Raw genomic sequence first — 13,323 nt, 5'->3', positions numbered from 1 at the left:
CCTTCGTTAACGCGCCCCGGGCGACTCGACCGGGTGCCCTCGGGAACCACGAGATGCAGCCGGGCTTTTACCTCTCGATGTTCGAGAAAGCCGATAGAAGTGAAGAACTGACTTCCGCGATTGCCGACGGTTTCGTCCGCGTCCGCGGAGCGCGGGAGCATAACCTCCGGAACGTTTCGCTGGACATCCCGCGCAATGAGCTCGTGGTCTTCACAGGCGTGTCCGGATCCGGCAAGTCCTCCTTAGCGTTTGGGACGTTATACGCGGAGGCTCAACGTCGTTATCTCGAATCCGTATCACCTTACGCACGTCGGCTATTCCATCAGATGCAGGTGCCCGACGTCGACGCAGTCGAAGGATTGCCGCCAGCCGTCGCTCTTCAGCAGCAGCGCGGATCGCCGACAACCAGGTCGTCGGTGGGAAGCGTCACGACGCTCTCCAACCTCTTGCGCATACTGTATTCGCGGGCGGGCACATATCTGCGCGGGCAGGCCTTGCTTTACGCGGAGTCCTTCTCGCCCAACACGCCGGAAGGCGCCTGTCCGAACTGTCACGGCATCGGGCGAATTCATCAGGTCGTCGTCGAACGAAGTCTGGTACCCGACGACACTTTGACGATCCGTGAGCGCGCCATTGCGGCCTGGCCTTCGGCTTGGCAGGGCCAGAATCTCCGGGACATTCTCGTCACCTTGGGGTATGACGTCGATAGGCCGTGGCGCGAGCTTTCGAAGAAAGATCGTGACTGGATTCTCTTCACGGACGAGCAGCCAACCGTACCGGTGTATGCGGGATACACGCCAGCCGAGACGCGAAAAGCCCTGAAGCGCAAGGAGGAGCCCAGCTATATGGGCACCTTCACCGGCGCCCGCCGGTACGTGCTTCAGACATATGCCACCACGCAGAGCGTCATGATGAAGCGGCGTGTAGCGCAGTTTCTGTCGAGCGATGATTGCCCGGTCTGCGGTGGGAAGCGGCTAAAAGCAGAAGCACTTTCGGTCAAATTCGCAGGAATGGACATTGCCGAGATGTCTCGCCTGCCGTTGGCCAAGCTCGACGAGCTTATCAAACCGTATATTGATGGAAGCAAGAAAGACGGTACCGACGATCATCCCGAAAAGGCGCTTGTCGTTCAGAGAATCGTCGAGGATCTCGTCGGGCGTCTCGAAGTTCTGCTTGAGCTAGGCCTCGGTTATCTCACCTTAGAGCGCAGCACGCCGACGTTATCGCCGGGCGAACTGCAGCGTCTGCGTCTCGCGACGCAGGTCCGATCGAACCTGTTCGGGGTCGTCTACGTACTGGACGAGCCCTCCGCTGGCCTGCACCCGGCAGACACTCAGGCGCTCTTGCGGGCACTCGGGCGCCTGAAGGCATCGGGAAATTCGCTCTTTGTCGTTGAACACGAGCTCGATGTGGTGCGCGAGGCCGACTGGATCGTCGACGTTGGGCCCGCTGCCGGGGACCAGGGCGGTCGGATACTCTACAGCGGGCGCCTTGCCGGTTTGGCCAAAGTCGAGGCGTCCCAAACACGAAGGTATCTGTTCGAAGATGCCGCGAGGGCACCACGCAAGATCCGTCGGCCGAGCAGCTGGCTGAAGCTGCGGAACGTGACGCGGAATAACCTGAGCCGTCTCGATGCCGACCTCCCTCTCGGCGTCCTTACATGTGTGACCGGCGTGTCCGGCTCGGGCAAATCCACTCTCATCAGCCAGTTTCTCGTCGAGGCGATCGCGGAGAACCTAGGTCAGCAACGCAAATCCGATCTGGACGAAGCTGAGCTGCAGGAGACCGTGCGTACGCTGAGTGGGGAAATTACGGAAGGGTTGGATCGCGTTAAACGTCTCGTTGTGGTCGATCAGAAGCCGATCGGCCGGACCCCGCGGTCCAATTTGGCGACTTACACCGGCTTGCTCGATCACGTGCGTAAACTGTTCGCCGGGACGAAGCAGGCGCGTGCCAGGCGCTACGACGCCGGCAGATTTTCGTTCAATGTGGCCAAGGGCCGTTGCGAAACCTGCGAGGGCGAAGGCTATGTATGCGTAGAGCTGCTGTTCCTTCCGAGCGTCTATACTCCGTGTCCGACGTGCCGGGGCGCTCGCTATAACCTGAAAACGCTCGAGATCAAGATACGGGACAAGTCGATCGCCGATGTGCTGGCGATGACCGTCGACGCGGCTTTCGAGTTCTTTAAAGACGATGACGTTCTTTCGCGCTCTTTGGGCGCTCTGCGCGAGGTCGGGCTCGGTTACATTAGACTTGGCCAGTCCGCCACCGAACTTTCAGGAGGAGAGGCGCAACGCGTCAAACTCGCCACCGAGCTCCAGCGCGCCCATCGTGGCGGTACATTATACGTTCTCGATGAGCCGACGACGGGACTGCATCCGTCCGATGTCACAAAGCTCGGCAATCAGCTGCAAGGGCTCGTCGAGGCTGGCAACACCGTCGTTCTGGTCGAGCATGATATGTCTGTTGCAGCGGAGAGCGACTGGATTGTAGAAGTCGGCCCCGGCGCTGGAAACGAAGGAGGCCGCATCGTGGCGTCCGGACGACCGGATCAAGTTGCTGCCTCCGGGAGCCGGACAGCAGAATATTTGAAGCGAGCGCTCTAACGAGTTCATCGAAGGCCGCCGGCCCCCATAGGAACACCGGGGGACGCAGTTGGTTGTTTGCCATCGCCTGCCCGAAAGAGACACGCATGGAAGGCATCCTCGTCGCCGAATTCGATACTCGCCGCGCGGCAGAGCTCGCGGTCGAGCACGTTGTGCAGGAGTGCGGAGTCCAGAGAACCGACGTGGTGCAGCCGAGGGGCGCCGACAATACATCCGGCGATCGACCCGCGCTCGCCGACGTGAAGGTAAAGCCGAAGCCGGGCGAGAAGCTTGAGGGCCCGATCGAAGTATCCGTCGACTTCCATGGCGACGATCCGAAGCGCGTCGTGGACGCGCTGAAATCCGTTGGTGCTAAGGCCGTCCGGACGAAGTAAAGGACAGAATCATGCCCGAATATCCCAAACCGCCGTTTCCCAGCCAGCGACAACCCATGCCAGGCTCGACGGGGAAGATGGACCCGCGCCCGGATCATGGCGAGACAAGCTATAAGGGCTCGGGACGGCTTCAAGGCAAGTGCGCCATTATTACTGGCGGCGACAGCGGCATCGGGCGCGCGGTCGCCATAGCCTTCGCCCGCGAGGGCGCGGACGTCCTGATCGCCTACCTTGACGAAAGCGACGATGCGAAAGAAGTCGCGGCGATGATTGAGAAGGAAGGGCGCAGGGCTGTCCTCGTCGAGGGCGACCTTCGCTCGGCCGACCATTGCCGCACCGTGGTCGACCGCGCCGTGCAGGAACTTGGCGGCGTCGACATTCTCGTCAATAATGCCGCGCATCAGGCGACCTTCGCCGACATCGGCGACATCAGCGACGAAGAATGGCGCATGACTTTCGAGGTGAACATCCATGCGATGTTTTACCTCGCCAAGGCCGCGGTCCCGCATATGAAGCCTGGAGGCGCCATCATTAACACGGCATCGGTAAATTCCGACATGCCGAATCCGATACTGCTCGCCTACGCGACGACGAAGGGAGCGATCCAGAACTTTACGGGCGGCCTGGCCCAGATGCTGGCGGAGAACGGCATCCGGGTGAATGCCGTTGCGCCGGGTCCAATTTGGACCCCGCTTATTCCCTCGACGATGCCAGAGGAGGCCGTAAAGAACTTTGGCAAGCAAGTGCCGCTGAAGCGGGCTGGCCAGCCGGCTGAACTCGCCACAGCCTACGTGATGCTCGCCGACCCGCTATCCAGCTACACTTCGGGCACGACCGTCGCGGTGACCGGGGGCAAACCCTTCATTTGAGAAGTGGCCGGCATAAAGCATCCCGTGACGCCCGATGGCCGCTACTTCGTCGTGAAAGAGAAGCTTTAGGTCTCGGCAATCCGGACGTTGAGCCGGGCGCCTCCATAAAGCTTAGGAGGCACGCTTTCAGCGAGGGCAAGTTGGGCGATGTGCATCGATGGTCCTTTAGCTAGGAAGCACCGCTCGGAGCAGTAAGATGATTGCATCCGAACCGAGTTTGGCAATGCTCCGGCCTTGCGGTGCCGATCACCGCGCGCGTGCCCTCTATAGTGATGCGCTCGAGGAGCTCTTGCGCACGCGTCGGCATCGCCTTCGCGGCGATCCCAACTCCCATAGAGGTGACGCTCAAGCAGACAACGACGCCTATCTGATGTATCAATCCCGGAGTGAGTGGCGCAGAAAACGCTCCAAGCGATATCGATCGCCGTCCGCACTGTGATTGCATTTGCCATTTCAAGCTCCGTGACAAGGGCATCATTGCCGTGCAATGCCTTTCCACGGCGAAGGTTGCATCCTTTTCCCAACCTTAAAGCTGGCACCGGGCGTATCGTAGGAACCTTGCTCTCCCGAAGACATTTGCCGTTAAGATCTTAAACGGAGGATGTTATGGGACTCGAAGCGAAGGAATCCGGCAACTTGATCGGCAGCGACAAGGTTGAAGGCACGACAGTTTACGGTGCAGACAGTCAGAAGATCGGCAGTATCGAGCGGGTGATGATCGACAAAAAGAGCGGAAAGGTCTCCTACGCGGTCCTGAGCTTCGGCGGCCTTCTTGGCATCGGCGATGATCACTATCCACTGCCTTGGCAATCGTTGAAGTACGACACCAATCTTGGCGGGTACGTCACTGGCGTGACAGAAAGCCAACTGCAGGGCGCGCCCAAATATCGTGATGAGACGGCATGGAATTGGAATGATCCGGCGGCCGGTCGATCGGTAAATGACTATTACCGAGTACCAATCTGATTGCCCTCGAAATGCGGTGTGCTCGTCATCAAAGTGCGCTGCATTCGCGAAAAGCGTGTGGGAGCATCGTCGATTAACCGGTCGGCCGCAAATCGGGTCTTGAAAGCGAGTTCTAGGAAGCGCTCGCGCGAGCAAGCCTAGCGCAGGTACTCGCCCGCGCCGCGGGAACCTTATCTCCTCAGGCGAAGCGATATAGCGCGCCTCTACTTCCCGCACCACGAGGCCCTGAGAAAAATGTGGAGACCCGGCACGCGCGCGGCTGAACGCTTAGTGCGCTCGGCCCAGTCAGGGCCGCTGGTCACGCGTTAGTTGGACTGCGATATGTCAGACTGTCAGACATCTGAGTCCGTGTATCTCAAGCGCTCGGGTTCACGGCCAAGGCCGGGATTAGGAACGCGGTACGGGTCCGCGATCCGGGCCCGGGGAAGCTGATCTAATTGCTGTCCAGGAACTGTCGCATTAGCGGCAAGCACGCCGCACGGCCTTGCAAGTCAAGAAAGGTAGGTGCGCGCGAACTGGAATATGAGAGCGGATAGGCTATCCGAGACTGAGGGCGTAGAAATACATCGCCGCGATTATCGCGACGCTTAGTAGCGTGATGCCGAAACTTTCCCATCCCGAACCGATTTGACGAATCGCTCAAACGTTCCGGCGCTGCGACATCCTGTCAAAGCGCTTGATGAGCAATGCGCCTCACTCCTTGTCGCCCGATTAACTTGGTGGACGCCCGCGACGGGGCAGCTTCGGGCCAGTGATCCGGTCTGCCGCGACGCGAAGGGCGCCGGCATGTTTCATCGCTTCAACGCGAGCCGGCCCAGGCGGCAAAGCGCGCGCATGATCCAGCGCCAGTATCGCTTCCGCATAGCGAGACGCCAAGCATTCGACGAGCGAACCGGTATGGACCGCCAAGGGCAAGATTTCGCCGGCTCTGTGGGATGCTTATTCGATGGCGATGGCGCGATATCTTCCGGCATCGCTCGAGGTCGCCGTTGCCTTTTACGCGGCCGAACACGAGGGACGGAACTGGCGGCACCTGTGTTCTCAGCTCGAGGTCGTCCAAGTGCCTTGGGGGCATGATGGCTGCATGACTGTCGGTGCGGAGCGGCTGGTTGATCATCTGCGGCAAAGAATCAACGCTCTAGCCTCGCGTGCGCCTCCTTACGGCCGAGCAGATGGAGCGCGCGTCTGAAAACGCGACAAAGCGGGATAAAATTCAAGGTGAGACATTACCGAACTTAGACACGTGTCAAGTCGAGGTAATCCGGCAGAGCGGTCTAAAATGCTGAGATTTCCCGGTAGACTGACGGTGCGCTCAGCCAGTCGCGCGCTGAGGATGCGGTCCGGGGAGGATCACATCCGGAAAGAAGCCCTGACGCCGCTAGCCCCCGTCGGGGCTTCTTGCTGCTTACGCCGGCTCAGATTGTACGAACGCCGCCCGCTTAAAATGCATGCGGACGGCGTCGGTTCTAGCCCCAGGAAGGATCTGCAAAATCCTGGCTAAGCTAAGTCTGCACAAAGACTTAAAAAGTTTAATACCCCTGAAGGGGTAGCTTGCCGTCAGAACGCGCGGCGCGCCCACGTTGTCGCACGACTGGCGTGCTCTCTGCCGATCAGCCGAACGGGCCTTTGCCAGCCTGCGTCATTCTGACGAAGGTGCCGTTCTCGCGGTACTCAAGCCACTTCATGTTTCCTCGGCATACTTCAGGTCAGCCCAATACTCAGCCGGTGTCGCCTTATCCCGGTAGAGCATTGGATAGTTGATCTTCTCGATCTAGATCCGGCCGCCCTGGATCGGCTCGAATGCGTGAGCGTGCTCCATGATCCTGCGGGCGGCTTTCTCGGGACTGGCGTAAAGGACGATCTGCGGTCAGTTTCATCGGCGGTTTGGAGATTAGCTACTTTTCTGCGGGGCGCCTTCCGTGTGCATTCATTGGAAAATATGGCGCTCTCACGGCAATCGAAGCGAAAGACTTGAGATCGACGAAGCTACAGTATTGGTTCGATCGATCGATGCATGGCCGACGTCGACTATACCAGTCACCGAGTCCTACAGCCTCAGCGATGAAGAGAAAGTCAGCCTCTCTTAATTTGAAGGTCAAAGCCCTACCGCTGTTCAACCCTGGTGCGCCACAGGGCATCGAAGGTATTCTGGCGAGATGGCGTCCATTCTTCTGAACCGATCGGATCGCTGGGCTTCTCTATGAGTGCACTTGCAAGCTCCTCGGTGGGACGTGCCTGCGTCGAAATCCGCACGGGCCACTCCAATAATGATTTTGAAAGCATGGGCTTGCCTTCGTACCAGCATTTTCGTCCGTCGATGAGGCGCCAAGACCAATACTCGCGCGGATTTGGGGGCATCACCGCACTGCATTGCTGTTTTGCCTGCGCGGTCGGCATTCCAATCAATAGAAAAGTAGCGATGCGAGCGGCCAAAGGAATAAATGAAAATTGCCTCTTCATCGGAACACTTAGAGACTACTTCGTTGCCGCAGTCGACTTACAGCAACGACCAAGTCGGGCCGCTCAAGAACCTCAACTAACTTGTCGAGTATGCGTTCACTGTCGTGGGGGCGGGGCAGAAGATACTCGTCCAATATGCACAGGGCTTCGCTGACGGCATGAAGAGCCAGCTGTTGATCGGTCATCGCTTCTTACCCATTCGAATTGGCGGAGCGTTGCGATTTCAAGGAAGCTTAAAGATCAAGTCAGCTTTTGGACTTATCCCATCAAATTTTATTTCAATCGAGGGTGAATTTAGGTCAGCGCTTCTGTCTCAGGATTGCGATTTGGCTATCGCCTCACCGCCGCTCCGCGCCACGCCACGTGCACTTCGATTGGCGTATCGCTACACAAACGAAGAGTCCGACGAGGCGCTGCGCCTCCACGCCCGGATCAGCGCGACGGATCACGCGATGGGAGCGCGAGGATCTGCTCGACGCTTTGCAGCAGCGGCTCGATGCGAACCCGCTTGCTATGCGCCTTCGTCGCGAGACGGTCGAGCATCCGTTCAGCGTCACCTCATCAAGCCGTGCGAAATGAGCCTTCAAATTTTTCAAGTCAGTGAATTTCTTGCATAGCGCCAGCAACTACCACCGTTGCCCGATCTTCTTGACTCCCGATCTCGGAAGAACGGCGCGGGCGCGGGAGTTAAGGCTCAATAGATTGGGGCCAAAAAAGCGAAGTGTGGCAGGATCACTGGCTTGTAGCAGCCACCAGTCGGCGCATAGTCAAGCAATGATAGAGCAGCGCCCAGCCTTCATGGCTTGCAAAAACCCCGGCACCGGCTGGAGAATCGATATTCTGTGGGCCGATGGCGAAACCGAAGTCATCAAAGGTTTTGTTACGGAGCACGACGCAACGAAGTGGATTTCCGAGCATTCGGCGGCGTGCCAAGAAAGCGCTGGCCCACCGCGCTAGCATGGCTTCTAGTTCGGAGGAGCGGCGACGATGGATCGCGAGACGGAAGAACTGGCAAGTAAAATCGCAGAATGCGCGAGACAGGCGCGCCATCAAGCCGCGCTTCTGCCGGAAGGTCCAGTCCGCGACGCACTGATAGAAAAAGCCAAGCATTACGAAGCACAAATCCCCGCCGACTCTACGTATACGACTGTTACGTAGCGCTAATGGGCAGGTGACTGCATTGCTTCGGCGCTCCGACTCATCCGGCAGGCTTCCACCCGAGGTTTGCCTTTGAGTTAAGTGTTCTTCCTTCGTCTTCATCGTCGAATTGCGTCGTTTTTAGATGTGCCCGCGGTGTGTGCAACTCTCGGCCGGTGGTGACTATCGACGTTGCGCCGCAGGGACAGCGCATCAGTGACACGGCCTCCCTGAGGGCAGCTTTTCGCCGCATGCCCCATGGCGCTGCTTCGACCGCGCTCGGAAACTCTGCCAAGAACCCGTCTCCGGTGTTCTTCACGATACGGCCGCCGTGACTGGCAATAGCAGGCTCACTTCTCTTGCGAGAAGTTCGCTCAGCTTGGCGTGCGTGGCCTCTTCGTCATCGTGCATGAGCCGTGAATAGCCGGCGACATCGGCGGCCATTATGGCCGACAGCCTGCGCTCTATCCGACCTGGCCACTCTTGCACTATGGACCCGCGATCCAAGCGACGCCCGATTGTACGACGGACAAGCCGCGCCCCCAACGGCCTTGACGAAGATGCCCGAGAGGCCGCCGATCAGCTATCGGCCCGAACGGCAAAACCTAGGAACAGTCGATATTCGCCGGACATTAGCGCTCATGCAACAAGTCCGTTTGGTAGGCGACCGGCGCGAGGAGACTTACATGGCTGACGAAAGCTCAGTTGCACCTACTGCCACGCCCGAGCAGCGAATAGACCGAGCTTCAGAAGCGATCCGGCGGATGGCTGAAGACGACGCGTTGCAACATTTGCCACAACATGATCGGTGGCTGCATCATTTGAGTGAAGCGACCCGGTCAGCTCCATTTCAGTCCCTTGCCGTTGCATTCTTGCTAGGCGCCTTCCTAGCTCGTCGGTAGCGTCCATGCAGCGCAGCCCTACGAATTGCCAGACGGCAATATCTTATTCGGATTGCTCAATGACCTTGCTCGCATCAGGCTCATCAATCCCATCCGCCCGATTGCACTCGCAAGGCATGCCGGCGCCGCACTGACAGCCATGTGCCTCCGCCGTCCAAGGCAAGTGCGGATGGTTCTCGCAGACCCAGCCCAACCCCAAGCAAATCGGACAGGTCGGTTTGGTCATTCTTGAGCTTTGTCGGGCAGACCCAATTCCTTGCGGACCGCAGCAGCGGAGTTGCCGACCTTTTCGACGACCTTCTGAAGGTCATTCTTCGACACACCAAGTGCATGGGTCCAATACTTCACCTCGTATGGCTCGTGCATGTTGATCTTCGAGCGATCTGGCTGGACGCGGTTGGTTAAATTGTTTGGCATTGCTTCTATCCCAAAATAAAAGGTCGCGGCCGTTGGCTGGTCCGAAGAAGATCAGGCTATTGTCGGGGCGGTTTGCAAAATTGACCGTCGCGGCAGTAACGTCGGCCACCCAAAGCTAGTTCCTGCCAACGCTTCCTTGCCCCCGAAGATCCGGGGTACATTCTCAATCAGTTTAAACCGGTGGCCCCGGCTGCACCTCGCTAGGGCCGTCGACTCGGCCTCAGCGTCTCGCCGGGTCCGTTCTGTTCAGGGAACGAGCAGCAGTCCACGACGTCAAATCTAAACGATGGACTGGGACTATTACCGCGGCCTTAGCGCTCTCCGCGGGCGTTGAGGCCATTCTAACGTCAGGGGCCGCTTTTCGCGACTCGTGAATAGCTTCGCTAAAATCTCAGCCTGGTCTTTTGTCAGCTTCTCGGCGAACGCGCCGTCCTTTTCTATCTGGGCCGGTCCTTTGCATTCGCTATCGTAGACCATCCAGCCGTTGCCGCCTTGCCGAACGAGGAATCGGCCTCTCATCGGGCGTCCAATAAATTCCATTGCAACACCACCTGTGAAATTGAAGGGTTTCACGCGTCCAGCGAATTGAAACGGCCCCAACCCGAGGGCCGCCAACCCGAACAATGCGGGTTTTCCTCCAGCAGCCGGGGGGGGCTGGATCGGCTGGGGGACCTGAGCCGACTCGTTGCCAAGCCGATCGTTCCTATTATCGATCGTTAGGATAAACGGCCCAGTGATGCTGGTTTTGGCGTGCAGGTGATCGTGGCAACTCGGCCCCTCCGCGCCGCGCCTCACCGCGTTGGGGCCGTTTTTGCAAAGACTACGCGAAAAGGTCTTTGCTGACCTGGGTGATCCGCGGAGTGCCAGCGTTATTAGCGAACCGAAATAAACATTCAGCTGAAGTCGTGTTTATTCGGTTAGCCGAACAGATTCTCGCCGGCCTGGGGTCATGCGATTGGGTGCCGTCCTAGTTAGGACATTCGCTGCGGGCCTACCTTAGAACGCGACAAAGAAAAAACCCATCAGTAGCAGGGCGAGCAAAACAGACGCCCCGGCCGCTATCTTTCGTCCGGCGCTTGGCTTCGCTGATTGGTTCATATGGGGGGCCAGAACCCGGAAGATTGAAGTCACTCGCTCATATGCGCGCCGGTCTCAGCTTGCCGGGTTCTCTTAAGTAGCTGCTCTTTTTCCATACCTGCGGGGAGTACGCTTGCTTCTTCACGAAGACTCTTGGCCTCTTCGGTAAGGCGTTCCTCCAGAGAGTGCTCTTGCTTGAAGTGCCGACGCTTAATGACCATGCGCTGTCCTTTCCGTGGCGGAAGGCGACGTGCCCCCCGAGCTGGAGCTACTTCGAGATAGCGATGCGGCGTTGAGCGCGTCGCCGAGGGGCGGATGGGCGCGGAGGCGACCATCTGGATTCGAGAATGCCCCCGGCGTAGCTTTCTCAAGCAGAAAAAGCGGGTGCGCGTTTGCGACCGCTTTTTCTTGATGTCGGTTTGAGGGGACCTCTTACTTTGCAGGCTCCATCATTGGTTTACCCTTATCGACGATATGGACCGTCAACATCTTCAGGGTTTTGTCGCCTGCCACCTTGAAACCACCGTGGGGCACGTCGCGAATGTTGATTGTTGCTGCTCCCGTAGGAAATGGCACCTCTTTTCCATCGGGTAGCGCCAACGTTGCGCCCTCTAGAACGTAAACGGCTTCCTCGCCATGATGCGTGTGGCGAATGAGATTATTTCCGGGCTGTACGTCGACGACGCTGACTACAATCTCCATATTCGTGCCGCTTAGGTCGGCGCGTTTCAACTCGGTGCGGTTTGTTTGGGCATTCGCGGACCAGGTAAGGGCGAAGAAAATAAGAGCAGTGATCCGAAGCATACTTTCCTCCTCAAATAGACAATGAAATGTTTTCGCGACACGCCAATGTGACGCCCACTTATCCAACAGCAACCATTACGAGAGTGCAAGGGAAGTGCAGCATAATCCATCCTGAAGCAGATTGTGGCGATTGAGGCGACGACTACACCACCCCGCCGATCGTGGTATCGACCCGTGATGGCCGCATCGTCAGAGATTGCGAAGCAAAGTAAACCTCCGCGCATCGGAAGGTACCAGTAGGAGAAATCGGCAGGGCCTACCAGAGACGTCTTTGGCGAATTGATCACTTCGCCTCACTCGATCCGGGTATCAACCCAGCCGACCTTGCCGCAGGCGGTGAACTTGCGGTGCACCGAGATTTCAGCCCAATCCCATCTGCAAGTCGGCAAGCTTCAGCAGCCGCTATGATGTTGGCAGCCGACGCAAGAACGCAAGCACCGTCTTGAAACCGGCGTTGCGATCGACAGGGCCAGTCCAATAACGGAGATGACGGGCGGGTTTTCGACGCCAAGGCATGGGCCGATATACTCAGTGCATCGAGTTCATGGCCGGTCGGGCTGCGGAGCGCATGTTGCTAGGCGGCGAACTCGCCGCTCCGGTTGAAGAACGTCCTTAGCGGGGATCGCTTGTGCATTTCCCTGCACGAACGAAAACATCCAGGTCCGGAAGCTTCATTCGCAGCTCCTCAACGAAGAGCGGGCGAGCAAGCCGCCGCCGGCAATCCTGGCTTGTCAGCTCGGTTCGCAAAACCAGCTTCTAGAACTCATCTGCCGGGGACGCCCTATCCCCGCCGAGCCTGCTGCAGCTCTTCGGAGTGGATTGTCGCCACCGCGTGACTGAATACTTGGCTGGCGTCGCCTTGCGCAATCACCGGTAGAGAAAAAATCCGTGGACGCCCGCATAATCGAAAGTAGTGGGGAGCAGGCTCTCCACGGCGCCGCGCTGCGGACGGCGGCAGCATTTACCCGCGGCGGGGAATTGATTTCTTAACTCAAACCTTGGGTGCGGTGATCGCGAAGCTTGAGGACTTCCGAAGCGGTCCCTTGCCGGAAATTGGGCTTCATCCGCGATAGGTCGGGCCATGGGCTTTGCCGGTCATCATGTCCCGCTGAAACGTAACCCCGCGCCCATTATGCCGGGAGTGCCGCCGTCACTTAAGAGTGGTCGCTGACAAGAGACGGCAAGGCATCCCTGCGGCACGGATATCCCCAGCCTCGTTGTCCACATCCGCAACTCCTTGAAGCTGCAGCAAAGACGAATGCCCTCGGAGCGCGCACCATAAGCCCACGTATTGTTCGGGAAACGAATATCGCCGGCGGCCTAGTTTCAAGTGCAGAAGCGATGTCTGCCTTCGGGGTCGATGCCGTAGCCCGTCGACATTCGCCGTCGCCCGCTCGTAACTGGCCTTCAGCTGCTTGACCTGCTGGCGTGTTTGCGCAAGCGATGCCTCGAGCTGGTTGACTTTGTACTGGAACGGCGCCGGATCGATACGAAACAGCACCGCGCCGGCGACCGCGGTGGTGTGCCTGGCACATGGGATAGGTTGATTGTCCAGGCGTCATCGACCCGCGACCCGTCTAGAAATGGTATCCGCGCGACAAGGAGAGGTCTGGCGCGATCTGGTAGGTCAAGTTGAGAAATTGGCCGGAGATGGTCGGAAGGAAGCAGACGAGGGGCACCACGCGCCTACGGCACGATGCCGGCACCGAAT

Annotated in this window: 9 protein-coding genes and 1 pseudogene; 4 read left to right on the top strand and 6 right to left on the bottom strand. The window is 58.6% G+C overall.

Going from position 1 to position 13,323, the window contains the following annotated elements:
* The first annotated feature begins 77 nt into the window (after nt 1–77).
* The 4 genes from ACVI1L_RS06850 (at nt 78) to ACVI1L_RS06835 (ending at nt 4,815) form a co-directional block, all read left to right on the top strand.
* The gene (locus ACVI1L_RS06850) at nt 78–2,606 is read left to right on the top strand and encodes an excinuclease ABC subunit A (RefSeq protein WP_456785522.1); all 2,529 of its coding nucleotides are present in this window, start codon (nt 78–80) and stop codon (nt 2,604–2,606) included.
* An 86-nt stretch (nt 2,607–2,692) separates the two neighbouring features.
* A complete protein-coding gene (locus tag ACVI1L_RS06845; protein WP_253589144.1) occupies nt 2,693–2,980 on the top strand; it encodes a hypothetical protein in 288 nt (95 codons plus the stop codon).
* Between the two features lie 11 nt (nt 2,981–2,991).
* A complete protein-coding gene (locus ACVI1L_RS06840; RefSeq protein ID WP_253589145.1) occupies nt 2,992–3,849 on the top strand; it encodes a glucose 1-dehydrogenase in 858 nt (285 codons plus the stop codon).
* Between the two features lie 606 nt (nt 3,850–4,455).
* Entirely contained in the window at nt 4,456–4,815 is a 360-nt protein-coding gene (locus tag ACVI1L_RS06835) for a PRC-barrel domain-containing protein (protein WP_225649539.1), read from the top strand.
* 2,103 nt (nt 4,816–6,918) lie between these two features.
* Here the strand turns inward: ACVI1L_RS06835 and ACVI1L_RS06830 are convergent.
* The 6 genes and pseudogenes from ACVI1L_RS06830 to ACVI1L_RS06805 all read right to left on the bottom strand — a co-directional run bounded on the left by ACVI1L_RS06830 (nt 6,919) and on the right by ACVI1L_RS06805 (nt 11,612).
* A complete protein-coding gene (locus ACVI1L_RS06830; RefSeq protein ID WP_125459264.1) occupies nt 6,919–7,275 on the bottom strand; it encodes a hypothetical protein in 357 nt (118 codons plus the stop codon).
* Between the two features lie 732 nt (nt 7,276–8,007).
* Entirely contained in the window at nt 8,008–8,535 is a 528-nt protein-coding gene (locus tag ACVI1L_RS06825; RefSeq protein ID WP_229190199.1) for a hypothetical protein, read from the bottom strand.
* 103 nt (nt 8,536–8,638) lie between these two features.
* A pseudogene (locus tag ACVI1L_RS06820) lies at nt 8,639–8,904 on the bottom strand (adenylate/guanylate cyclase domain-containing protein); the annotation flags it as partial.
* A 632-nt stretch (nt 8,905–9,536) separates the two neighbouring features.
* Nucleotides 9,537–9,731: a DUF3606 domain-containing protein gene (locus ACVI1L_RS06815; RefSeq protein WP_253638726.1), complete on the bottom strand. Its 195-nt coding sequence runs from the start codon at nt 9,729–9,731 to the stop codon at nt 9,537–9,539.
* 1,127 nt (nt 9,732–10,858) lie between these two features.
* Nucleotides 10,859–11,029, bottom strand: a complete 171-nt coding sequence (locus ACVI1L_RS06810) for a hypothetical protein (RefSeq protein WP_168855288.1) — start codon at nt 11,027–11,029, stop codon at nt 10,859–10,861.
* A 211-nt stretch (nt 11,030–11,240) separates the two neighbouring features.
* Nucleotides 11,241–11,612, bottom strand: a complete 372-nt coding sequence (locus ACVI1L_RS06805; protein WP_016844188.1) for a cupin domain-containing protein — start codon at nt 11,610–11,612, stop codon at nt 11,241–11,243.
* Nucleotides 11,613–13,323 lie beyond the last annotated feature (1,711 nt).

It is taken from the genome of Bradyrhizobium sp. USDA 4516 (genome assembly GCF_054055915.1).
Note: the sequence above shows the minus strand (reverse complement) of the source record. Positions and strands in the feature narration are given on the sequence as shown.

Coding starts and splice junctions, on each gene's coding strand:
- ACVI1L_RS06850 (WP_456785522.1), top strand. CDS start 78: ATGTTCGAGAAAGCCGATAGAAGTGAAGAACTGACTTCCGCGATTGCC.
- ACVI1L_RS06845 (WP_253589144.1), top strand. CDS start 2,693: ATGGAAGGCATCCTCGTCGCCGAATTCGATACTCGCCGCGCGGCAGAG.
- ACVI1L_RS06840 (WP_253589145.1), top strand. CDS start 2,992: ATGCCCGAATATCCCAAACCGCCGTTTCCCAGCCAGCGACAACCCATG.
- ACVI1L_RS06835 (WP_225649539.1), top strand. CDS start 4,456: ATGGGACTCGAAGCGAAGGAATCCGGCAACTTGATCGGCAGCGACAAG.
- ACVI1L_RS06830 (WP_125459264.1), bottom strand. CDS start 7,275: ATGAAGAGGCAATTTTCATTTATTCCTTTGGCCGCTCGCATCGCTACT.
- ACVI1L_RS06825 (WP_229190199.1), bottom strand. CDS start 8,535: ATGAAGACGAAGGAAGAACACTTAACTCAAAGGCAAACCTCGGGTGGA.
- ACVI1L_RS06815 (WP_253638726.1), bottom strand. CDS start 9,731: ATGCCAAACAATTTAACCAACCGCGTCCAGCCAGATCGCTCGAAGATC.
- ACVI1L_RS06810 (WP_168855288.1), bottom strand. CDS start 11,029: ATGGTCATTAAGCGTCGGCACTTCAAGCAAGAGCACTCTCTGGAGGAA.
- ACVI1L_RS06805 (WP_016844188.1), bottom strand. CDS start 11,612: ATGCTTCGGATCACTGCTCTTATTTTCTTCGCCCTTACCTGGTCCGCG.